The organism is Rossellomorea sp. NPDC077527, from assembly GCF_044542955.1.
GTDB classification, from domain to species: Bacteria; Bacillota; Bacilli; order Bacillales; family Bacillaceae_B; genus Rossellomorea; species Rossellomorea aquimaris_E.
In genome coordinates, this window is the sequence record NZ_JBITVL010000001.1 from 79,384 (window position 1) to 100,171 (window position 20,788).

Here is a 20,788-nt window from a genome sequence, read left to right on the forward strand (position 1 = left end):
AGTGGGAGGAAAATGGGAAGATTGGTCCCGAATGTATTGGCTGCAGCCTTTATATTGGCGGGGATATTCTTGACTTTCGAACTGATCGATGTCGAAAGGGACGGTCAAAATGCTTCAAAGGAGCAGGACGTCATCGTAGCTCCTACCCCAGAAGAGCCTACCGAGCTGGATGAGCCTACGGCAGATAAATTGATTGTAGAAGCGTTCAATCGATATGATACCGTCCTTAATGATGAAGGGATGGGTGAGACCTTTATCTATGAAGGTGAGTCCTATCGGTATATGAGTGAAGGATTTGATTCAGAAGAAAAAGTGATTCACTATCTATCAAAAAGCTTTACCCCGGATGCTGCCGAGAAGCTCCTCGGGAACCATCCCTTCATTGTGTATAAAGGGAAATTGGCCCAGCCTGATGTAACTTTTGAACCTGGCAATGTATGGACCGACACCACGGCAGTCAAAGTGAGGACGACAGAAGCCATGAGTGATGTGACATACGAAATACCGGTTTCGGAGGGGCTTGGGAGAGTCAATGTTCAAAGCTTCAGACTGGTTTTTGATGGAGGATGGAAGTTCAGTGTGAAGTTGCCATTTTCATTTAGAGAAGTAGAGAAAGAGACCAAAGAGTGGAACCTCACGTTGACACTAGAAGAAGAGGCGGTCTACCAGGAATTTTCCCGGGATCCAAGAGAAGAACATTTACACGGGTTATCACCCATCAGCATTGCAAAAATTTATGTCCAGGCAACGTTGGATGAAAGAGACGACCTGGTTTATGAAATGTACACAGACAGGGCAGGGTATGTACAGTGGACCAAGGAAGAAGACGAGAAGTTTCCCAAAGCGGACAGGGGGACAAAGGAAAATATTCTACGTGTATACAAAGGTATAGAAAACGGTAAATTTATTCAAACAGGCGATACGGATGGATATATTAAGTATGACAATGGTAGCGAAGGGGGTATGGGCTTTCAAATGGTCAAGGATGAAGATGGCTATTGGAGCGTAGGATTCATGCCGACTCAATAGAGTGCATGAATCTGGGATTAAATAGAGTAAGTAAGTCAATATATTCTAAAACACGAACAGTAAATGTAGTATGTTGATTGGGACAGAAGGTGCTCAACTCACATATAGCGAAAAGTGGTACCTTGAGTGATTGGAAAGGGAGCAAAATAAAGGCAATTAAAATAGAGCTGCTTAAAATGGGTATTTTGTCACATTCCATTAGAGTAGCTCTTTTGTCATGGCTTATTGAATAGGTATATAATAGAGAGTATACGAGTATAGTAGTCAAGAAGAAATAAAAAGGGGGCTAGATGAATGATCAGATTGTCCAGGACAAAGAGAGTCATGTTACTCGGTTTCGCAATCATCCTCATAATAGTAGCCAACCGGATTTCCACTGTACAGCACCTGACGGCAAGAATCGCCACCAACCTCTATGTGAGCCTTAAATACAAGGATCTGGATCTGGAATACCAAAACGTCGAATTTTCACCCCAGTTTGGAGATTACTCTGTCGCATATAAGGACAAGGATGGAAAAGTATATGGATTCATGGTCACCCCTAAGTCAATGCCCGTCATCATTCTTCACGATCCTCTCAGTGAGACACCTTAAGGAAAAGAGCCTTTCGACCTTTTAATCTATCATTTTTGATGTATAATAAAGCATAATAACTTCATAAACGTTACCACAAGGGGAGCGAAAGCTGAGATTGAACAATGTGTTCTGACCCTCTGAACCTGTTAGTTAGGACTAGCGTAGGGATGTGGAAGATACGCCTCTTTGTGCGTGTTTTAATTCATGCATTCATCCTCCTTATGGTTTCGTTTTATTACATGAGGAGGATTTTTTATGAAACACACTCGACTTATTGTATTGCTTGAAGCGTCATTGATGGCAGCCTTCGCCGTCATCCTTGATATGCTGCCCTCTATTAAGCTATCACCAAGTATCTCCATTTCCATTGCCATGGTTCCAATTTTTCTATTGTCCTATCGAAGGGGCTGGAAAGCGGGACTGACAGGGGGCTTCTTATGGGGAATCCTGCAGATCGCCCTAGGGGATGCCTGGATAGCAACGCCGGTTCAAATGGTGATTGAATACTTCATTGCCTTTGCTTTTATCGGTTTCGCGGGGATGTTTGCCGGGAAGATACAGGGTTCATTAGGAGACAGTCGTCGATCCAAAGCGATTCTATGGGTTGTGATCGCTACATTTGTAGGAAGTCTCGCCCGCTATTTCTGGCATTTCATCGCAGGTTTCGTGTTCTTTGCCGAATATGCACCGGATGATATGTCTCCATTGCTCTTCTCTTTCATTGCGAATGGTATCACAATGCTTGGGTCGGCTCTGTTGTGCTCCATTGTGTTGGCGATCATCACCAATATAGCACCAAGACTGATTAAAGTACGGACACATCAACATGATATCAGCCGAAAGGCTTCATAGAAACAACAAGACTGGTCCATTCCAAAAGGCCGGTCTTTTTTTGTCAATACACCCCAAGTCTTAGAGTAATTTACTTCTACGGCTTCTGTTGAATAAACGGGCCTTTTTCTATACTGAAGATACGATGATTGTCAGGAGTGAGTCGAATGTCAGATTGGATCTTGAATATAGCGGAAGAGTGGGGGATTTGGGGTGTATTGTTTTCTCTATTTATTGAAGGAAGTGCTTTTCCTTTTGTGGGCACATTTTTTATCGTGACGATGGGATTCATCCTGGACTTAACGTGGGTGGAAATCGGGATTATTTCGGTTGCGGGAAGCCTTCTATACACAGTGGGAAGTTATATTCCATTTTACATCAGTTTGAAACTGGGGGATAAATTGGAGGAGAAGCTACATCCCAAGAAGCTGGAAAAGCTTAGGGCAGCCGGTCAAAAATTCAATCGTTATGGAATATGGAGCGTAGCGATTGCGAGTCCACTTCATATAGGGAATGTCATCCCATTCCTTGCGGGCATGGCGAAAATGGATGTGAAGGCCTATTCCCTCCTCACGATGCTCGGTATTGCTCCATCCACTTTTCTGTTTTTGAGTATTGGACAGTTATATGAGGGAGAGAAAGAAGTGATTCTTAAAATGATGGAGGACTATCAAGTGGGGGCCTTTATCGTTTTTGTCATCATAACGGGTTTGTACGTCGTTTTAAAAAGGAAGAAGAAGAGAAGGGTGTACACGAAAAATCACTAATGGGATTGGAGATGTGTCGTCAAGAGGACCACAAATACTGAGAAACAATTCATAAGCCTTACATAAGGGGGGACAAGGTCCTGAATATTGGACTGTTTATACCCCAAATCACCCCCGTTCCCTCTCCCTAGATTAAATCTACGTAAAATCCTGCCGTTCCTCATTGCTTACACCACGTCTTTCCTATAAACTAGACCTATTCAAAAAAGCGCGTGTGGTGAAATCGTATGGAAGCAAAAATGATAAGAAGATATGACATTATGGAGGTCAGCCTGCTGGCAGGTAAAATTATGCTGCAAAGCGGTGCAGAGACCTATCGCGTCGAGGATACGATGATGCGGATTGCTGCTTCTTATGGGATAACAGAATCCCACAGCTATGTGACGCCTACTGGAATCATCTTCTCGATTGAAACCTCGGAACCGACAAAAACAAAGCTGATCCGAATCAACGAGAGGTCAACGGATCTTGAGAAAGTGACCCTCGTGAATAGTATCTCGCGGCAAATCAGCCAAGGGCATCTGACCCTTGAAGAAGCATACAATGCCCTTGAGAAGTTGGATCAGTCCGACTTATCATACACTTTCCTGATCCAGGTGGTGGCGGCAGCCATTGCAAGTGGATGTTTTCTCATCATGTTCCAGGGGGGATGGAAGGACTTCTTACCGGCACTGATCACAGGGGGGATCGGGTTTACAAGCGTGATTCATTTACATCGCCTCGTTCCGATCAAGTTCTTTGCCGAGTTCCTTGCCTCCTTCATCATCGGAATGGTGTCATTCGGGTTTGTCCATCTCGGAGTGGGGCAGGAGCTGGATAAGATCATCATTGGCTCCGTCATGCCGCTGGTTCCAGGTCTCCTGATTACCAATGCTGTCAGGGATTTAATGGCGGGGCATTTAGTATCGGGCCTGTCAAAGGGCGCGGAAGCCTTCTTAACCGCGTTTGCCATCGGAACGGGTATTGCCGTTGTGTTTACTTTAACGTAAGAGTGTATGTCATATAAGGAAAGGGTGAAAAGGGATGCTCATCATCGAACAATTAGTGACCAGCTTTATTTCCGCCGCCGCATTCGGGATTATCTTTAACGCTCCAAAGCAGTCCCTCTTCAAATGCGGAATTGTTGGAATGCTGGGGTGGATCATCTACATACTCATGAGTTTAAATGAAGCCGATACTGTACTTGCCACGTTATTGGCCTCCTTTGTCGTGGCGGTGGTCAGTCAGGTGTTTGCGAAAATGTACAAAACCCCGGTCATCATCTTCTCTGTCGCCGGGATCATCCCTCTCGTACCCGGCGGACTTGCGTATGATGCCATGAGAAACTTCGTACAAAACGACTACAATGCCGCCATTAACCTGGCAGCCAAAGCGTTCATGATCTCAGGCTCCATCGCCATCGGGCTCATCTTCTCCGAAGTCATCAACCAGGTCATCCGAAACGCACGCCTGAACGCCAGCGCAAGAAGAATGAGATAGAGGGACGGACCTTGCTTTTTGTGGGGTCTTTTTTTTATTCCGTCACTTCCGTGTAACCATTCATCCCTCTTGACGTCTAATCAACAAATAGGACATATAGGAGGGTCATGCTATGAGTAAGAAATCGTATCTGCTCATTGTTCTTGGTGTTGTTCTTCTGGTTGGTATCGGAGTGTTCATGTACAGTCAAAGACCTGTGGTGAAGGCGGAGGGGAAATGGGCGGGAAATCTCCTCATAATGGAGAATGACTCGTGGAATCTACAATTTTCTACTCCGCTTAAGAAAGACACCGTGACGCCGCAAAACATTTATGTGAAAGATTCCGATGGGCGGGATGTCAATGTCATACTAAAGCTCAGTGAAGACCGCCATTCATTGCAGGTGCTCGCACCGAATGAAGGGTATCCTCTTAAACCTCAAGCATTCACACTTCATATTTCTCCAAACGTGAAAACCAAATGGGGATTATCATACACCGGGGACACAGAGATCCCTTTTGCTGTCACCTCTCATTTGCCAAGCATTCAATCAGGGGAAGCCCTGACGAAATACTTCAAGGACGTTTTAAAATTGAATAAGGAAAGTCCGAGGTTTTCTCTGTTTGGAAGGGAAGAGAAAATGGAGTCTGCGTCTTCAGAGGACAGCGCTTCAGGTGAATCCGATTTTTCAACAACGAATAATCAGGTTCAAGGCGTTGACGAGGGGGATTTGGTCAAGACTGATGGGAAGTACATCTATCAATTGACCGATCGGAAGCTGTTGATTACAAAGGTGAAGCCTGAGATGGAAAGGATATCGACCATTTCGTTCGAAGAACATGTGCAGCCGCAGCATCTTTTTTTGAATGGAGACCAAGTGCTTGTCATCGGAAACAGCTGGTCACCACCTCTTAAGGAGGGTGATCAAGGTAGCCAGTCTAAGATTCTGCCGGTAGAGGGTATGACGGTGGCGCTCTTGTATGATGTATCGAATAAAGATAAGCCGTCCCTTCAAAGAAAGGTAGAGCTTGAAGGTCAGTATAAAGCTTCCAGGAAAGTGGATTCTACTGTCTACCTGATTTCCAGTATGTATCCAAACTACTGGATGCTTGAACGGGATGCCGACCTTGATGTAAGACCGAGGGTAAGTGATAGTTTGACGGGGGATGATGCGGAGCCGATTCCTTTCGAGAGCATCAAGTATTTTCCGAAATCCACTTCTCCAAACTATACCTTATTGACAGCATTGGATATGGAAAATCCGAAAGCTCCCCTTGCCGTCAGTTCTTATCTTGGAGGGGGAGAGGCAGTGTATATGTCGAAAGAAAATCTGTATATCGCTGTAGAAAAATACGAGGGGCGGGATTCTCTTAATACGAACATATATAAATTTGCCGTTCATGATGGAGAAATCACATACGCCTCATCAGGAAAGGTAGAGGGAAGGACGTTAAACCAATTCTTTATGGATGAGCACAAGGGATATTTTCGAATTGCCACGACGGATGGAGAAGTGTGGAGCAATGACTCGCCATCGTCCAATGCTCTCTATATATTAGATGAAAACATGAAAAACGTAGGAGAAGTAAAGGATTTAGCACGGGGGGAGAAAATCTATTCTGTCCGGTTCATGGGAGACAAAGCATATATGGTCACTTTTAAACAAGTCGACCCGTTATTCGTCATCGATACGGAAGATCCAACACATCCAAAAGTGTTGGGGGAATTGAAGATCCCTGGTTTCAGTACCTACCTTCACCCGATAGACGATCGGCATCTGATCGGATTCGGATATGATACGAAAGTGATCAACGATGGCAAGGATACCAATATCGAACCGAGAATCACTCGGAAGGGGATGAAAATGTCGTTATTTGATATTACGGATTTTCATCATCCGAAAGAAACGGACACCGAAATCATCGGAGGGGCCGGGACCCATTCCAACTTGCTCGAGGACCACAAAGCCCTGCTTCACGAGCCTTCAAGAAATCTATATGGCTTTCCGGTCTCTGTTTACAATGAAAAGGAGGGAAGCCAGCACGAACTGGATTTCGACTATCAAGGTGCCCTTCTTTATGAAATCACCCCTGAAAAAGGGATTGTGTTGAAATCGAAGCTCACGGATGAAGGAAGCAAAGACAAAGAATACTACGAACAGTGGGAAGACCAGATCCAAAGACTGCTCTATATTGACGATCAGCTCTATACCGTTTCGAATCACTCTATTACTTCTTACTCGTTGGGTGATTACAAAAAGACAGACTCCATTGAGATAAACTAAAGAATGGACAGAAGAGGCCGCGAAATGTAGTGGTCTCTTTTTTGTATACATGACATAGAGCGTTTCTCAAAGGAATAACAGGTGCTTCCAACTACCCCCCTGCATAAAAAAACGATATGATGATACATATAAATAATGGCAGATATTTGTTTAGAGGGGTGTTCGTTTGAAGGTCATACGTTACTTAAAGCCTTACCGGACTGCCATGGCCGTTGCATGGAGTTTGATGCTGGTAGAGCTTGCTGTAGAATTGTTGAATCCGTTGTTCATGGCACGGATCATCGATGAAGGTATTCTGAATAAAGACTTGGACGTTGTGTTGAAATGGGGCTTCATCATGGTGGGGATGTCCCTCATTGCCTTTATTTCTGGAGTGACGAATTCTTTTTTTGCCGCACATACGAGTCAGGGATTCGGCTATGATGTGCGGGATAGCCTGTATAAGAAGGTTCAATCATTTTCGTTTGCGAGTTTTCATAAACTTCCTGCCTCTTCCCTCATTACGAGGATGACCAATGACGTAAGACAACTCCAGAATACAATCTTCATGAGTCTCCGGATCATGCTCCGGGCTCCATTGCTTGTTGTGGGGTCAGCCATTATGGCGCTGATCGTCAATACAAGGCTTGCTCTTGTTTTAATCATTGTGATTCCGGTACTGTGGCTGTTTCTATTATGGGTCCTTAAACGGGGGTGGAGCCTGTTTGAACGGGTGCAGTCGAGGCTTGATAAAGTCAATGAGGTCATGAAGGAAAACCTTTCAGGCATGAGATTGATTAAAGCGTATACGAGAAGTAAATATGAAGAGAGCCGTTTCCACAATGCCAATGAAGATTTAAAAGATCGGACCGCCACAGCCCTTCGATTCATGGAAATCATCATGCCTCTGTTGATGCTTGTCATGAACCTGGTCCTGCTGTCTGTTTTATGGTTCGGCAGTATAGATGTTGCCTCAGGAGGAACTAAGGTTGGGGAAGTCGTGGCAATCGTTACATATGTTACGAGAATTTCATCTGTCTTTTCCATCTTTTCCTTTATCATCACCAGTTTTTCAAGAGCAAGGGCTTCTGCAGAGCGGGTGGAAGAGGTCCTGAATACGGAGATCGATTTGAAAGATGAAGACGAAGTAAATCAAAACAACAAAGTGTCGAATGGTGAGATCACATTTAAAGAGGTATCGTTTCAATACCCATCCACGCGGGGGAAAGTGCTTCAAGATTTATCATTTAACGTGAGAGCGGGCCAAACCGTTTCCATATTAGGGGCCACAGGATCAGGCAAGACCTCTCTGTTCCAGCTCATCCCCCGTCTATACGATACAACAGAGGGGACTATTGAATTGGACGGTCACTCCATCCGGTCCATCCCTTTGAACGAGATAAGAAAAAATATTGGGTACGTCCCTCAGGAGGTCATCCTATTTTCCGGATCGGTATCCGAAAACCTTCTATGGGGAAAAGAGAATGCTACCAAAGAAGAAATGATACAAGCTGCAAAGGATGCCCAAATCCATGAAACCATCCTGAATCTATCTCATGGGTATGATACGATACTGGGTCAAAAAGGAGTCAATCTTTCAGGAGGTCAGAAACAAAGGCTGTCAATTGCCAGGGCACTCATTCGAAAACCGAAGATCCTATTATTGGATGACAGTACAAGTGCCCTTGATTTAAAAACAGAGTCAAAACTTCTTCAGGCCTTGAAGAAGTATGAGTGTACAACCGTAATCATCACTCAAAAAGTGAGTACAGCCATGGAATCAGACCGCATCCTTCTTTTAGAAGAAGGAGTACTGACAGGAGAGGGGACGCACCAGTCCCTATTAGAAGATTCCATCCTCTACAAGCGCATTTACCAGTCTCAATTCGGAGAGGGGGATATCCACCATGTCCAGACACGTGCGTAAGAAATTGGGGAAAAACGACAAGGCGAGAGATGCAAAGGGGACACTGAGACGCCTTTGGAGCTACCTTTCCAGAATGAAAATGTTTTTGTATCTTGTCATTTTAATGGTGTTCATCAGTTCAGCTGCATCGCTTCTCGGACCTTTCCTTGTGGGGAAGGCGATCGATGAATACATCGTCACGAAAGAAGCGACTGGTTTGATTAGATTGGTCATCGGTTTAATCACGGTGTATATCCTGCACTCTTTGTCCATATGGTTCCAAAATTATTGGATGATCGGAGTAGCCCAGGATACAGTCTATCGCTTGCGCAAAGATCTCTTCCATCAGCTGCATCAACTTTCCATCCCTTTCTTCGATAAACGGAAGCATGGGGAGCTGATGAGCCGGGTGACCAATGACATCGATAATGTGAGTGCCACCTTGAATAGTTCGTTCATCCAAATCATCTCAAGTATCCTTACGTTGGTAGGGACCGTCTCGATCATGCTTTGGTTGAGCCCGCTGCTCACGCTCATCACCTTGACCATCGTCCCCCTCATGATCCTTGGCATGAAGTGGATCACCAAGAGGACAGGGCGATTATTTAAAGAATACCAGCAGAATATCGGTGAGTTGAACGGCTATATTGAAGAGACGATCTCAGGCCATAGCATCATCAAGACCTTTTCTCGTGAAGAAACGGCGATCAAGGATTTCAGTGAAAAAAATCAACGTCTACGAACATCTGCGTATTGGGCAGACACGTATTCCGGATTTATCCCTAAGCTTATGAATGTATTGAATAATCTCAGCTTTGCCGTCATTGCAGGTGTAGGAGGGATTTTTGCCCTTAATGGCATGATCACGATCGGTGTCATCGTCATTTTCGCTGAGTATGCAAGGCAGTTCACGCGTCCCTTGAACGAGCTTGCAAATCAGTATAATACACTGCTGTCAGCGATTGCCGGTGCCGAGCGTGTCTTTCAAATCCTCGATGAAGAGGAAGAAGCGAAGGACGAGGGGGATGCCGTGGAAATCAATTCCGTTGAGGGGAAGGTCGATTTTCAACATGTTTCATTCTCCTATGAAAAAGGGGAGAGGACGCTCGAGGATGTATCCTTTTCCATACGTCCGGGTGAAACGATTGCCCTTGTTGGACCGACGGGAGCGGGGAAAACGACGATCACCAACCTCCTTTCCCGCTTTTATGAGCTGAACGAAGGCAGTATTAAAATTGACGGCCGTGATATCCAAACGATTAAACGAAAAAGTTTACGGCAGCAGATGGGCTTTGTCCTCCAGGATAGCTTCCTGTTCCAGGGGACGATTGCAGACAACATCCGTTACGGCAGGCTGGATGCAAGTGATGAAGAGGTGAGGAGTGCAGCAAAGCTCGCCAATGCCCATACCTTTATAGGAAAAATGCCCCAAGGATATGAATCCTTGTTGCGGGCAGATGGAAGCGGGATCAGCCAGGGACAGAAACAGCTTTTATCCATTGCAAGGGCGATCCTTTCTGATCCTTCGATCCTCATCCTTGATGAAGCGACAAGCAGTATCGACACGATCACAGAGCTGAAAATCCAAGATGCCCTCAAACGCTTAATGGAGGGACGAACGAGCGTGGTGGTGGCTCACCGTCTTAACACAATCCGACAAGCTGATCAAATCCTGGTCCTAGATCAGGGGAGGATCATTGAGAGGGGGTCTCATGAGGAACTTCTTGAGGAGAAAGGGTTCTATCATGGGTTGTATCATAGTCAGTTGAAGGAAAGTGTTTAGGCGAGGGGGCAAATGGAGTTTTTGAAAATAAATCCTGAGAATTGAAAATAAAATCGGTGGAATTGAAAATAAAATACGAAATTTGAAAATAAAAGTGTTGGTTTTGAAAATAAAATGGAGAATGGGAGTGGGAAAGGCTAAATGGACCGTGGCTAATCCTCCAAAATAGAAAAAAACACCTCAAAAGTCAGCGCTTTTGAGGTGTTTTTCTTTGTCGAGGGGCTAAACTTCCCGTTAGCGATCCCTCCGTTGTTGCCTTAATCGGATAAAGGCAACTCTGTAACTTGCAACATCACAAGTAATATATTTATATCTTGAACGTTGTTTGTAGATAATAAACAGCCGCGGGCAATTCCTTGAGTCGTTTGATATACCTAAACGACGTAAGCCCTACCTCTCTTACATCCTAACGGCTCCGAAGCCGATCCAGTGTGAATAAGTTGTTAAATCAAAACAGAATAGAATTACGAATTATCTTCTCTATCGTTTCAATGTATGTTACAAGATTACAATAAATAAATATATCATTCATGTAGTAACATGTCAAGAAAACATTTCAATTATAATTCAAGCGACTGTGGCGAATCTTCTTCATCGTTCATCAAACGGATGGCTGTAGGCTGAATCTTCAAGACGATATAATTCGGATCATCAGGGCCTTCAAACCATCTCTTCATATGATCGTTCCAAAGTTTTTCTTTGTAGTGGGAGGAATCCTCGATGGAAGCACGTCCTTCGACTTCAACAAACGTATCTCCATAACCTTCCCCTTCATATCCCAGGAGTATGTGGACATTCGGGTTCTCTTCGATTTCATCGGTTTTATGTGTTTCACTGCTTGTTGGTGTATACAATGTCAGGTCCTCATGTGAAAACGTCATATAGCGGGAATGGGGCTTATTATTTTTCACGGTGGCAAGTGTCCCCACTTTACTTTCATCAAGAACCTTGAGGATGTGTTGTTTCAGTTCAGCTTGTGACAAGAAATCCATCTCCTTTTTGAATCTTTTAACCATACTATTCCTTTTGTCATGATGAAATAAACATGGGAATGTGTAGATGATTGGTTCATCGGGAATAACGAAAATACCAACTAATGAAGGATGATGCGCGTGATACCGGAAACACTGGTCGATCTTTGCAAGAAGAGGATGGAACCCTATGACTGCGAAGGATTTGTTTATGGAAGAGGACCGATGACCCCTGACATCATGATTGTGGGAGAAGCCCCCGGGGAAACGGAAATCCACAATGGCATGCCCTTTAGCGGAAGGGCCGGGAAAGTACTGAATGAGTTCTTCAACTATATAGGTGTTTCCAGAGAAAATATTTATTTTACCTCTACGGTCAGAAGCAGACCTTACAAAAGGGTACAAAAGACGAAGAATAATGAGGTACTTATTAAGAAATATAACAGGGCACCGACTATAAAAGAACAGCTGGCCCATGCACCCATTCTCGATTATGAGATGCAGCATATCAAACCGAAACAGATTGTCACGTTGGGGAATGTAGGGTTACAGAGATTAGTGGGAAAGCAATACACGATATCAGAAGTGCACGGGCGTTTGATTCATTCACAGGTTAGGCAACTAAAAGACCTTGAGACGAATGAGTGGACTCGAACGGAGGAGTATTATTCTATTTTTCCAACCTTTCACCCTGCATCCATTTTCTACAACCGTTCTCTGGAGAAAGAGATTTACAAAGACCTCGATAAGCTGAAAGAACAGCTCCATGAAAAATAAGGGACTGAGGATGTTTTAGGTGTCATTTGAATGGGAATCGTAAGAAAAATGGACATAAAGGTGATGACAGATGTTTTTTGGAACGTGGTATGGAATATACCGAATCATAATCGTTGGAATTCTTGCTTACCTATCCCTTGTCCTACTATTGAGGGTATCAGGGAAAAGGACTCTATCTAAGATGAATGCCTTTGATTTGATCGTAACCGTCGGAATTGGTTCGGTGCTTGGCATCATTTTGTTGAATAAGAAGGTACCACTCATGGAAGGCATCACCGCCTATCTGGTTCTGGTCGGGATGCAATATGTGGTTGCCTGGTTTTCTGTTCGTTCCCATACGATTGATCAGTTGGTTAAATCCTCGCCCAGTCTTTTATATTACCGTGATCAATTCATCAAGGGAAAAATGAAAAAAGAAAGAATCGCGGAAATGGACGTTTTTCAGGCCGTCAGGGACAATGGTTACGCCTCGCTGAAGGATGTGAACATGGTTATTCTGGAAGCGGATGGAGGTTTTTCGGTAATAGGAAAGTCGAAAGATGTGGACGATGAGGTTATGAAGCACGTCAGGGAATATAGAGAATAAAGAAAGATGGCATTCAGATGAGTGCCATCTTTTTTTGCGATCATTTCTAATGCTCGAGTGACATTATTTTTTTGTCATATTCTCTTGAGCCATCCTTACAAGCTCTTTTACCATATTCCCGCCGATCGCCCCGCCTACTTTACCTGCTTGTTCAGATGTTAATTTTCCATTATATCCACGTTGCAGGGGAATACCTTGTTCCCTTGCGATTTCATATTTAGCTTCCTTCGGGTCCTGTGTCCCTGACACCTTCGCTTTCAACTGATCCATGGCGGCTCGTGATTCAGGTACAAGAAGTTTCCTTTTCGACATTTTATCACCTCTATTATAGGTTGCCCAAAAATTTTTTTGTAAGTATAAAGCATTGTCATATAAGGGTTTTTTAACGGTTGTGAAAAATTCGTTACAAAAAAAGATTGTCTATAATGTGTCAAATAAAATATAATTCTTAATAGTTAGAAAATTTTATAAAGAAAAAGGGGGAAATGCCGTGGAAGAATTCGTTGGCAAATTGGTAGGGATCCTGTGGTCTCCTGTCATGATTTACTTTTGTTTAGGCGTTGGCTTACTATTTTCTATTTTAACGAAGTTTTTACAGGTACGGTTGATTAAAGATATGGTGGTTCAAATGTTTAAGGGGGGAAGCTCCAGTGCAGGGGTATCGTCCTTCCAGGCATTGGCACTCTCATTATCCGGACGTGTCGGAACAGGGAACATCGCAGGTACAGCTACGGCGATTGCCTTCGGTGGTCCTGGTGCCGTTTTCTGGATGTGGACAATTGCCTTCATCGGCGCGAGCAGTGCCTTTATTGAATCGACGCTGGCACAGATCTATAAAGTGAAGCAGGACGGGGAATATCGTGGAGGTCCTGCGTATTACATTGAAAAAGGAATCGGCTGGAAGTGGTACGCTGTACTATTCTCATTTGCGACCTTACTGGCTATGAGTATCTTAATGCCGGGAATTCAGTCGAATTCCATTGCATTAGGACTTGAGAATGCATTTGGACTTAATACGACAGTAACGGGAATAGGACTTGTCGTGTTGATTGGGGGCATTATATTTGGTGGGGTAAAACGTATTGCCGGAGTGGCATCTTATGTCGTTCCATTCATGGCCATCGCGTATATCCTGCTTTCCCTGGTCATTGTCGGAATGAATATTGCCGAAATCCCGGCTGTATTTGCCCTTATTTTCAAAAGCGCATTCGGTACCGATTCTATATTCGGTGGAATCATCGGTATGGCTGTATCATGGGGAGTAAAACGCGGGATCTATTCCAACGAAGCAGGTCAAGGAACTGGACCGCATGCGGCAGCAGCAGCTGAGGTTTCCCATCCTGCCAAGCAAGGGTTGGTTCAGGCATTCTCGGTGTATATCGATACCCTTCTTGTTTGTACGGCAACGGCATTTATGATTTTATTTACGGGATCTTTCAATACAGAAGCTCCTGACGGGTCGATGCTTGCAAATAACTTAGATGGGATCGAAGCGGGACCTGGTTATACACAGGCAGCCATTGAGTCCGTTATCCCTGGATTTGGGGCATCATTCGTTGCGATCGCTTTATTCTTCTTTGCTTTCACCACAATCATGGCGTACTATTACATGGCAGAAACAAATGTGGCATATCTATTGAGAGGTAAGAACTCTAAGACAGCGATGGTTATTCTGAAAGTCGTGCTTCTTGGTGCCACATTCTACGGTGCAGTAAGAGAAGCGGCACTTGCATGGGCGCTTGGTGATATCGGCCTTGGTCTGATGGTATGGCTGAACTTGATTGCGATTCTTATCCTGGCCAAACCTGCCCTTAAAGCATTAAAGGACTACGAGGCACAGAAGAAACAGGGTCTTGATCCGGTCTTTAACTCCAAGAAGCTCGGCATCAAAAATGCTGAGTTCTGGGAGCAGGAATATAAAGTGGAAGAAAAAGAAAATGTATCTTAAGCTACAAGAAGGAACCTGTTGCCAACAAGGCAACAGGTTTTTTTAATGGGAGCTTCTGAATGTTGAATATAACCGATCTCCAATATATTTCTGAAAAGCATACATGAGCAAAGATTTAACAAAAAACAGAGCGGACAGCTGATATTGCTTTAAATTGGTCAACCTCCACACCCCGAACTTTTTAAACATGGAATAAAAGGGGTATGTAAAGAATGAATCAACCAGTAAATTGACGAATACATAAAGAAAGAAGTTCTTATAGGAAAATTTCAGGATCCATACTGATCCTGACAGGAAAACACCGACGACAAAGGGCATAATGCCATTTACATTCGGAAAGAGTTTTGTTGTGATGGTCCACCATTTGATCCTCTCAGCCACCACATTTTCTATATAAACAAGGAGTGACATGAATATGGAAGCGGGTAAATATCTTTTTAAAGACTCTTTTCCTGCCAAAAAGAGAAATACCCAAGAAATGAGCATCAAAATCAGGATATAATATTTATTTTTTTTCTGGCCCACGATGATTTCCCCCTAATGGATAATGAGTGATCTTATTTATAGAATGGTTTCAAGAAAAGACATTTATACGGTTAATGGAAATAATGTAATCCGATCAGTTTAGTAAACAATATCTTTGAGTCAGTGAAGAAAATTGATTATGATAAACGGAGGAGAGCACGTTATTAGTGGGAGGTGCAATTGCATTGGATTTATATAAATCGTTTATACAAAATGAACGACAGAGGAAGTTGGTTGATTTAGCAGGAGAGCTTGCTGATGCATTTGCCAAAAGAGGGGAAACGTATGACAGAGAAGATGAATTCCCTTATGAAAATTTTGACGATATCAAAAAGAGTGGATACGGAAAACTGACCTTACCGAAGGAATATGGGGGAGAAGAGATTAACCTGTATGAGCTAGTGATGATTCAAGAGAGGCTCGCAACCGGGGATGCAGCAACGGCCTTATCCATTGGCTGGCACCTTGGAGGGTTGATGGAGCTTACGGAAACAAGGACATGGGATGAGAAGGTATTTAGAGATCTCTGTAAGGAAATTGCCGTAAGTAAAGCTCTGATTAACCGCGCCGCCACAGAGCCCGCAACAGGCAGTCCGACCCGAGGGGGACTGCCTCAGACCAAGGCGGTGAAAACCGAAACAGGCTGGATACTCAATGGAAGGAAGTCCTTTACGTCTATGGCAAGAGTATTGGACTATTCCTTGGTATCAGCAGCAATTGGAGATACTGAAGAGAAAGGCTTCTTCCTCGTCGATCATGAAGTGGAAGGGGTGAGCGTAGAGGAGACGTGGGATACGATATCCATGAAGGGGACTGGGAGTGATGATCTCGTCCTTACGGATGTACGATTACCGGCTTCTTCCCTTGTTGAGCGTGACGGCATACCTGTGGATAAGGACCTTCCCAAAGCGTGGCTACTCCATATACCAGCATGCTATATAGGAGTGGCGATTGCAGCGCGCCATTATGCGATCCAGTTTGCGAAAGACTACTCCCCGAACAGTCTGCCGGGACCAATCAAGGATGTCCCTGAAGTACAGCGGAAAATCGGTGAAATGGAATTAGAGCTGTTTAAAGCCAGACAGATCCTTTATTCAGTCGCGGACAAGTGGGTGAAGGAGCCTGCCAAACGGGAAGACATGGCTTCAGAGCTTGCTTCCGTTAAACATGTGGTGACGAACAGCGCCTTTCAAATTGTGGATACAGCCATGAGGATTGTCGGGGCAAAGAGCCTTTTTCGCTCCAATCCCATGCAGCGGTATTATCGTGATGTGAGGGCAGGGCTTCATAATCCACCCATGGATGATATGGTCATCGGGATGTTAGCAAAGCAAGCCCTAGAATAAAGAGAAAAGGCATAGACAGGAGTGTCTATGCCTTTTTTTTCGGGGTGTTTACTCAGGGTGTAGCGTTTTATTCAGTACATTTTGATGCTGGGTTTCTAAAATGTGAATTTCACTCAGCTCTTCAATAAGATCGTGAATGGATAATAATTCATAAAGCATGACGGTTTCACACGAAAAGTGGTGCTTCATGGATTGAAATGGTTTCATATGAAGCCCTTCATGATCTTCCCAGAATTCTTCCAATAGATTTTTCATCAAGGTGAAATGGTGTTCTGGTATTTGAAAAGATGGATGATGCATAATTCCTTTTAAGCTCAGTGTAGCATCCATGATCCGTTCTTTTTCATCTTCACTGAAGGCAGATTGCACAGGAAGATAGATCAAGTTTCCGATATGGAACAGGATTTGCCTTAAAAGGTTCAGCTTTTTATATTCATAATTAAAACAGCGCATTTCCTGACGGTTGGAGCGGTGAAGCTTCCACTCTTCCTTCTGATACTCGCAAAGGGTGTCCGTTGATTCAATTTCTCTTAAAATATCATTAAAGATCAGCTTCGTCTCCCGGTGGAGGGATTGATTCTGAAGTACTTCAGAACCCCTTTTCTCCAACAAGTTCCCCGTTTTGTGATAAAGATTATGAATGTTGGTTGAAATCGTGTTGGCATATTTAGGAGGCAGGATCCACAGATTGACCAACGTTGAAACAATCAGGCCGATGGTGGTCGTGCCAAGACGTATGAAAAATGTTGCTACATAATGGTCGTGTATTGTCGGAATCATGGCAATTCCGGTTAATGTTGCAACCAAAATCCCTGCCCCGAGATGAAGCTTGTGGCAGGTGATGATCGTCAAGAGTGCAACCAGGGCATACGTAATGGCGTGGTCTCCTAATGTATGAGTGATAATCACGGCAAATAATGCTCCTATAGCTGATGCCGGAAAACGAATGAATGCTTTTTTGATCGAATTTGCTGCAGTCGGTTCGATGGTAACGATGGCAGTAATGACGGCAAAGGTGGCCGGCCAGTTCATTAGTTGACATACGAAGGCAGTAAGAAATACGGCAATTCCGGTCTTGGCAATCCTTCCCCCGACAAATTGAAATTTTTTCAGAAAATCCATAATTTAACCCTCTTTAATCAAATTCTCTATTCCTATTATAAAGTAAGAAAAAACCAAATTAAATAAATTGACAAAAAAAGAACTGTTCAGGGAACAGTTCTTTTATATATGATAACTCATCTTAGGGGTAAAGGCCGCAATCGAATTTGAATTGACTGAGGCATCTTTTGGTCATTTTGAGCCTCTTTTAAGTACATATACATTCTTTTGCCAGCAACAGAGTTTGCGGAGTGAATCGTGATTCTCTCTGCAAAGAGCTGTTTTTCCACCATATAGTGGACGAGCATTAAGCCATTGCGTGTTTTACTCTCTAAGTCGTGATCCAGTGAAAGATGAGCGATAGAAAAATTAAGAAGGAGATCAATACATTCATCGATGTCTTTCGCGAGAATGTACCCTTGTGGACAGTGTCGATAATCGTCTAAAAACACATTTACTGTCATATTTATTCTTCTTTCGTCATTTGACTTAATTTAAGCCTAACAGAGATTGACAAATAGAGATATAGGTAAATAGTATGAATAATACAAATATATTTGTAATTTTTTTGTTGGTTTTTGATGAGGAATCTTTATGGAAGAATCTTTTTTAGAGAAAAAAGTAATGACAGCTTCATTTATCCCGTTTCTTCAATATGTTCAATAATAAATCGGGTCTGTCGGTAATGATTCCGTCTGCACCAAGGTTTATGAGTCTTTCCATCGTTTCAGGATCGTTAATGGTCCAATAGTGGACATGGAGTCCGATGCGGTGGGCTCCGGAGATCAGTGTCGATTGTGTCAGGTCAAGGTTTCCTTCCTGAATGGGAAGCTGAAAGGCATCAACCTCTGTTTTATAAAGATTCCTTAGGAACAGCTTGTGGAGGATGACGAATTTTTTCGCTTCCTGCTTCCCTCCCTGAGTGGCAACCCGTCCGTTTGAGTAAGTTTCAAATAAGTCAATAATGTGTTGGTCGAACGAAGCGATGAGGACCTTATCTTCCATATCGTATTCTTCTATAAGTTTCATTAATTTCTGTACGATTTCCTCTGTACGGTCCCTAGGATTATCGTCTTTCACTTCAATGTTGATACGCATGTTTGGAAACCGCTGAAATACTTCCTCGAGGGTTGGGACATAGATATGCTTTCCCCGAAAGGAATAATCTCCATTGAGGTTTTGAAAATAGTATCCCGCATCAAGTCGCTGAAGCTCTTTTAATGTGAAGTCCACGACAAATCCACGCCCATTCGTTGTCGCATCGACAGTAGGGTCGTGAATGGTGACCAAATGGCCGTCTTTGGTGATATGTATATCCGTCTCGATCACATCGGCTCCGAGATCAACGGCCTGTTGGAACGCTTCAATGGTATTACCAGGTGCTAGTTGCTTCCCTCCCTGATGAGCGATGACAAGGGGACGCTCCTTGTCTTTATGCAAAAAGGGAGGAGGGAGTGCTTTTTTGACTGGCAGCCAGTAAACAATGAGGGAAAACGAGATACTGAAAGCGATCATCATGATCAAGACAATGAAACGCTGCTTCTTCTTAGAAGTTTCAGGTATTGTGAGTTTCGTAGTTTTCATTCACTTTCATCCTTTTAATAAAAGATTCTTATCTTCTATTATAGGTACGACCTTGTCTATTTAGGACAATAAAATAGGGTCACATTAGATTTATCTATAGGAATCTGGGTATGGAAAATGCACGTAATTACTTTTTGGAGTAAAAAAATTACTTTTTAATATAATTAAATGTTGCTTTTGAGCGTAAAATAGATTACCTTATAAAGTAAGGAGGGGATATTTACCATGAAAGATCATTTACAGTTAAATGTTTCATTGCTGCGGAAGCGTGTGCCGAATCTGACGACAGCTGCAAAAACGGTGGGATTGAGACCGGCGACCGTTTCGAACTTATGTACAGGGAAGATATCGGTTGGCCGTGCAGAAGTGAAAACGATCGTTACACTTGCCAATTTGGCGAATTGCACGTTGGATGAATTGATTATTCAAGGAGGGAAACGAAGCATGATTGAAACAGGGATTAAACCGCTTGATGTATTTGCGCCCATTGTTCAGGGAGGAACCAACGGATTCGTTGCAAGATCTCAGGTCGGTCAATTCGTCGTCCTGGCTGAAATGACACAGGCATTGAAACAGAAAGGCTATCACACAATCCTGTTGACAACGGATAAAACCCATCCCGGTTTAAGTGATCTTGAAGGCTTTGTCGATGCGAAATGCCACAGTATCGAAGAGGCCTTTGCAGAAGTCTCCATGGTGGATGACAAGGAAAGCATTCTTCTATATGTGGACCGTTCGTATATTGTGTCGGGGGAGTTGTATGAATTAAGGGAGCGTTTCGAAGCCGAGAATTATGATGAACTCACAACTATATTATTTGATCCTAGTGGAGAAGCGGTCGATGAAGATGATCCGTACGGTCCTCTCGATACCCTCTGTTATTTTGATATTGATTTGGCTACCCGGGGGATGTACCCTGCCATTCATCCAGTCCAATCCACATCGGTTCTCTTAGAAGACGATGCGTTGGACACCAACCATTCGACGATGCATAAGAAGGCAAAAAAATTATTAAGGCGCTACAAAGAAATCCGTGTTCTCATGAACACAATCGGGAAGGAGAAAATACCTGAAGCGGACCTTGAGATTTTTCACATAGGTGAGAGACTCGAAGCATACTTGAGCCAGCCCTTCTTCGTTGCAGAAGAATTCACCAAAGTCAAAGGTCAAACTGTACAGGTCCAACAAGCCATCACAGATATTCAAAAAATACTCCAAGGCGACTTCAACCACCTCGATCCAAAAGACCTTACCTACAAAGGACAGCTGAACTGATTTTTTAGGGACGGACCTTCGGCAGGAATGCCGAAGGTCCGTCCCTCATCTATGACTTTTTT

General features: G+C 43.6%; 20 protein-coding genes and 1 riboswitch. Of the genes, 14 read left to right on the forward strand and 6 right to left on the reverse strand.

All coding sequences use genetic code 11. From position 1 onward, the window contains the following. Positions 1 to 12: 12 nt before the first annotated feature. The 9 genes from ACIGG7_RS00380 to ACIGG7_RS00420 all read left to right on the forward strand — a co-directional run bounded on the left by ACIGG7_RS00380 (position 13) and on the right by ACIGG7_RS00420 (position 10,613). Positions 13 to 1,029 carry a DL-endopeptidase inhibitor IseA family protein gene (locus tag ACIGG7_RS00380; protein ID WP_397548351.1) on the forward strand — a complete coding sequence of 339 codons (1,017 nt, stop codon included), beginning with the start codon at positions 13 to 15 and terminating at the stop codon, positions 1,027 to 1,029. Positions 1,030 to 1,323: 294 nt separating this feature from the next. After that, positions 1,324 to 1,623, forward strand: a complete 300-nt coding sequence (locus tag ACIGG7_RS00385; protein ID WP_224941889.1) for a hypothetical protein — start codon at positions 1,324 to 1,326, stop codon at positions 1,621 to 1,623. Positions 1,624 to 1,691: 68 nt separating this feature from the next. After that, positions 1,692 to 1,790, forward strand: a riboswitch (TPP riboswitch). 70 nt (positions 1,791 to 1,860) lie between these two features. Further along, positions 1,861 to 2,457 carry an energy-coupled thiamine transporter ThiT gene (gene thiT, locus ACIGG7_RS00390; RefSeq protein ID WP_397548352.1) on the forward strand — a complete coding sequence of 199 codons (597 nt, stop codon included), beginning with the start codon at positions 1,861 to 1,863 and terminating at the stop codon, positions 2,455 to 2,457. A 146-nt stretch (positions 2,458 to 2,603) separates the two neighbouring features. Then, positions 2,604 to 3,203, forward strand: coding sequence for a DedA family protein (locus ACIGG7_RS00395; protein ID WP_397548353.1), 600 nt, complete (start codon positions 2,604 to 2,606; stop codon positions 3,201 to 3,203). 227 nt (positions 3,204 to 3,430) lie between these two features. Then, positions 3,431 to 4,192 (forward strand): threonine/serine exporter family protein, encoded by a 762-nt coding sequence (locus tag ACIGG7_RS00400; protein ID WP_224941892.1) that lies wholly within the window; start codon positions 3,431 to 3,433, stop codon positions 4,190 to 4,192. Positions 4,193 to 4,226: 34 nt separating this feature from the next. Continuing rightward, a complete protein-coding gene (locus ACIGG7_RS00405) occupies positions 4,227 to 4,682 on the forward strand; it encodes a threonine/serine exporter family protein (RefSeq protein ID WP_098351258.1) in 456 nt (151 codons plus the stop codon). 112 nt (positions 4,683 to 4,794) lie between these two features. After that, the gene (locus ACIGG7_RS00410; RefSeq protein ID WP_397548354.1) at positions 4,795 to 6,945 is read left to right on the forward strand and encodes a beta-propeller domain-containing protein; all 2,151 of its coding nucleotides are present in this window, start codon (positions 4,795 to 4,797) and stop codon (positions 6,943 to 6,945) included. Between the two features lie 205 nt (positions 6,946 to 7,150). Further along, positions 7,151 to 8,851 carry an ABC transporter ATP-binding protein gene (locus ACIGG7_RS00415; RefSeq protein ID WP_397549069.1) on the forward strand — a complete coding sequence of 567 codons (1,701 nt, stop codon included), beginning with the start codon at positions 7,151 to 7,153 and terminating at the stop codon, positions 8,849 to 8,851. Then, entirely contained in the window at positions 8,832 to 10,613 is a 1,782-nt protein-coding gene (locus tag ACIGG7_RS00420) for an ABC transporter ATP-binding protein (RefSeq protein WP_397548355.1), read from the forward strand. The genes ACIGG7_RS00415 and ACIGG7_RS00420 overlap by 20 nt, the downstream gene beginning before the upstream one ends. Positions 10,614 to 11,173: 560 nt before the next feature. Here the strand turns inward: ACIGG7_RS00420 and ACIGG7_RS00425 are convergent. Next, positions 11,174 to 11,596, reverse strand: a complete 423-nt coding sequence (locus tag ACIGG7_RS00425) for a pyridoxamine 5'-phosphate oxidase family protein (protein WP_397548356.1) — start codon at positions 11,594 to 11,596, stop codon at positions 11,174 to 11,176. 168 nt (positions 11,597 to 11,764) lie between these two features. Here ACIGG7_RS00425 and ACIGG7_RS00430 point away from each other — a divergent pair, with 168 nt between their 5' ends. Then, positions 11,765 to 12,361, forward strand: coding sequence for a uracil-DNA glycosylase (locus ACIGG7_RS00430; protein ID WP_397549070.1), 597 nt, complete (start codon positions 11,765 to 11,767; stop codon positions 12,359 to 12,361). Between the two features lie 70 nt (positions 12,362 to 12,431). Beyond that, positions 12,432 to 12,947: a DUF421 domain-containing protein gene (locus tag ACIGG7_RS00435; protein WP_397548357.1), complete on the forward strand. Its 516-nt coding sequence runs from the start codon at positions 12,432 to 12,434 to the stop codon at positions 12,945 to 12,947. Positions 12,948 to 13,010: 63 nt separating this feature from the next. Here ACIGG7_RS00435 and ACIGG7_RS00440 read toward each other — a convergent pair whose 3' ends face one another. Then, positions 13,011 to 13,259 carry an alpha/beta-type small acid-soluble spore protein gene (locus tag ACIGG7_RS00440; RefSeq protein ID WP_397548358.1) on the reverse strand — a complete coding sequence of 83 codons (249 nt, stop codon included), beginning with the start codon at positions 13,257 to 13,259 and terminating at the stop codon, positions 13,011 to 13,013. 178 nt (positions 13,260 to 13,437) lie between these two features. On the opposite strand from ACIGG7_RS00440, the gene ACIGG7_RS00445 reads away from it, so the two are divergent. Further along, entirely contained in the window at positions 13,438 to 14,895 is a 1,458-nt protein-coding gene (locus ACIGG7_RS00445) for an alanine/glycine:cation symporter family protein (protein WP_224941898.1), read from the forward strand. A 42-nt stretch (positions 14,896 to 14,937) separates the two neighbouring features. On the opposite strand, the gene ACIGG7_RS00450 is transcribed toward ACIGG7_RS00445, so the two are convergent. Continuing rightward, entirely contained in the window at positions 14,938 to 15,420 is a 483-nt protein-coding gene (locus ACIGG7_RS00450) for a hypothetical protein (protein ID WP_224941899.1), read from the reverse strand. Positions 15,421 to 15,605: 185 nt separating this feature from the next. Between ACIGG7_RS00450 and ACIGG7_RS00455 the strand changes: the two genes are divergently transcribed. Next, on the forward strand, positions 15,606 to 16,766 hold the full coding sequence (locus ACIGG7_RS00455; protein WP_397548359.1) for an acyl-CoA dehydrogenase family protein: 1,161 nt from the start codon (positions 15,606 to 15,608) through the stop codon (positions 16,764 to 16,766). Between the two features lie 48 nt (positions 16,767 to 16,814). Here ACIGG7_RS00455 and ACIGG7_RS00460 read toward each other — a convergent pair whose 3' ends face one another. From ACIGG7_RS00460 to ACIGG7_RS00470, 3 genes are all read right to left on the reverse strand, one after another. Next, positions 16,815 to 17,888: an aromatic acid exporter family protein gene (locus ACIGG7_RS00460; RefSeq protein WP_224941901.1), complete on the reverse strand. Its 1,074-nt coding sequence runs from the start codon at positions 17,886 to 17,888 to the stop codon at positions 16,815 to 16,817. A gap of 116 nt (positions 17,889 to 18,004) precedes the next feature. After that, complete coding sequence (locus ACIGG7_RS00465) at positions 18,005 to 18,331, reverse strand: cyclic-phosphate processing receiver domain-containing protein (RefSeq protein WP_224941902.1); 327 nt, start codon at positions 18,329 to 18,331, stop codon at positions 18,005 to 18,007. Positions 18,332 to 18,500: 169 nt separating this feature from the next. Further along, complete coding sequence (locus tag ACIGG7_RS00470) at positions 18,501 to 19,451, reverse strand: glycerophosphodiester phosphodiesterase family protein (protein WP_397548360.1); 951 nt, start codon at positions 19,449 to 19,451, stop codon at positions 18,501 to 18,503. A gap of 225 nt (positions 19,452 to 19,676) precedes the next feature. Here ACIGG7_RS00470 and ACIGG7_RS00475 point away from each other — a divergent pair, with 225 nt between their 5' ends. Beyond that, positions 19,677 to 20,726 (forward strand): ATP synthase beta subunit C-terminal domain-containing protein, encoded by a 1,050-nt coding sequence (locus tag ACIGG7_RS00475; RefSeq protein ID WP_224941904.1) that lies wholly within the window; start codon positions 19,677 to 19,679, stop codon positions 20,724 to 20,726. Positions 20,727 to 20,788 lie beyond the last annotated feature (62 nt).

Coding starts and splice junctions, on each gene's coding strand:
- ACIGG7_RS00470 (WP_397548360.1), bottom strand. CDS start 19,451: ATGAAAACTACGAAACTCACAATACCTGAAACTTCTAAGAAGAAGCAG.
- ACIGG7_RS00435 (WP_397548357.1), top strand. CDS start 12,432: ATGTTTTTTGGAACGTGGTATGGAATATACCGAATCATAATCGTTGGA.
- ACIGG7_RS00415 (WP_397549069.1), top strand. CDS start 7,151: ATGGCCGTTGCATGGAGTTTGATGCTGGTAGAGCTTGCTGTAGAATTG.
- ACIGG7_RS00420 (WP_397548355.1), top strand. CDS start 8,832: ATGTCCAGACACGTGCGTAAGAAATTGGGGAAAAACGACAAGGCGAGA.
- ACIGG7_RS00430 (WP_397549070.1), top strand. CDS start 11,765: ATGGAACCCTATGACTGCGAAGGATTTGTTTATGGAAGAGGACCGATG.
- ACIGG7_RS00385 (WP_224941889.1), top strand. CDS start 1,324: ATGATCAGATTGTCCAGGACAAAGAGAGTCATGTTACTCGGTTTCGCA.
- ACIGG7_RS00440 (WP_397548358.1), bottom strand. CDS start 13,259: ATGTCGAAAAGGAAACTTCTTGTACCTGAATCACGAGCCGCCATGGAT.
- ACIGG7_RS00410 (WP_397548354.1), top strand. CDS start 4,795: ATGAGTAAGAAATCGTATCTGCTCATTGTTCTTGGTGTTGTTCTTCTG.
- ACIGG7_RS00395 (WP_397548353.1), top strand. CDS start 2,604: ATGTCAGATTGGATCTTGAATATAGCGGAAGAGTGGGGGATTTGGGGT.
- ACIGG7_RS00475 (WP_224941904.1), top strand. CDS start 19,677: ATGAAAGATCATTTACAGTTAAATGTTTCATTGCTGCGGAAGCGTGTG.
- ACIGG7_RS00465 (WP_224941902.1), bottom strand. CDS start 18,331: ATGACAGTAAATGTGTTTTTAGACGATTATCGACACTGTCCACAAGGG.
- thiT (WP_397548352.1), top strand. CDS start 1,861: ATGAAACACACTCGACTTATTGTATTGCTTGAAGCGTCATTGATGGCA.
- ACIGG7_RS00460 (WP_224941901.1), bottom strand. CDS start 17,888: ATGGATTTTCTGAAAAAATTTCAATTTGTCGGGGGAAGGATTGCCAAG.
- ACIGG7_RS00400 (WP_224941892.1), top strand. CDS start 3,431: ATGGAAGCAAAAATGATAAGAAGATATGACATTATGGAGGTCAGCCTG.
- ACIGG7_RS00405 (WP_098351258.1), top strand. CDS start 4,227: ATGCTCATCATCGAACAATTAGTGACCAGCTTTATTTCCGCCGCCGCA.
- ACIGG7_RS00380 (WP_397548351.1), top strand. CDS start 13: ATGGGAAGATTGGTCCCGAATGTATTGGCTGCAGCCTTTATATTGGCG.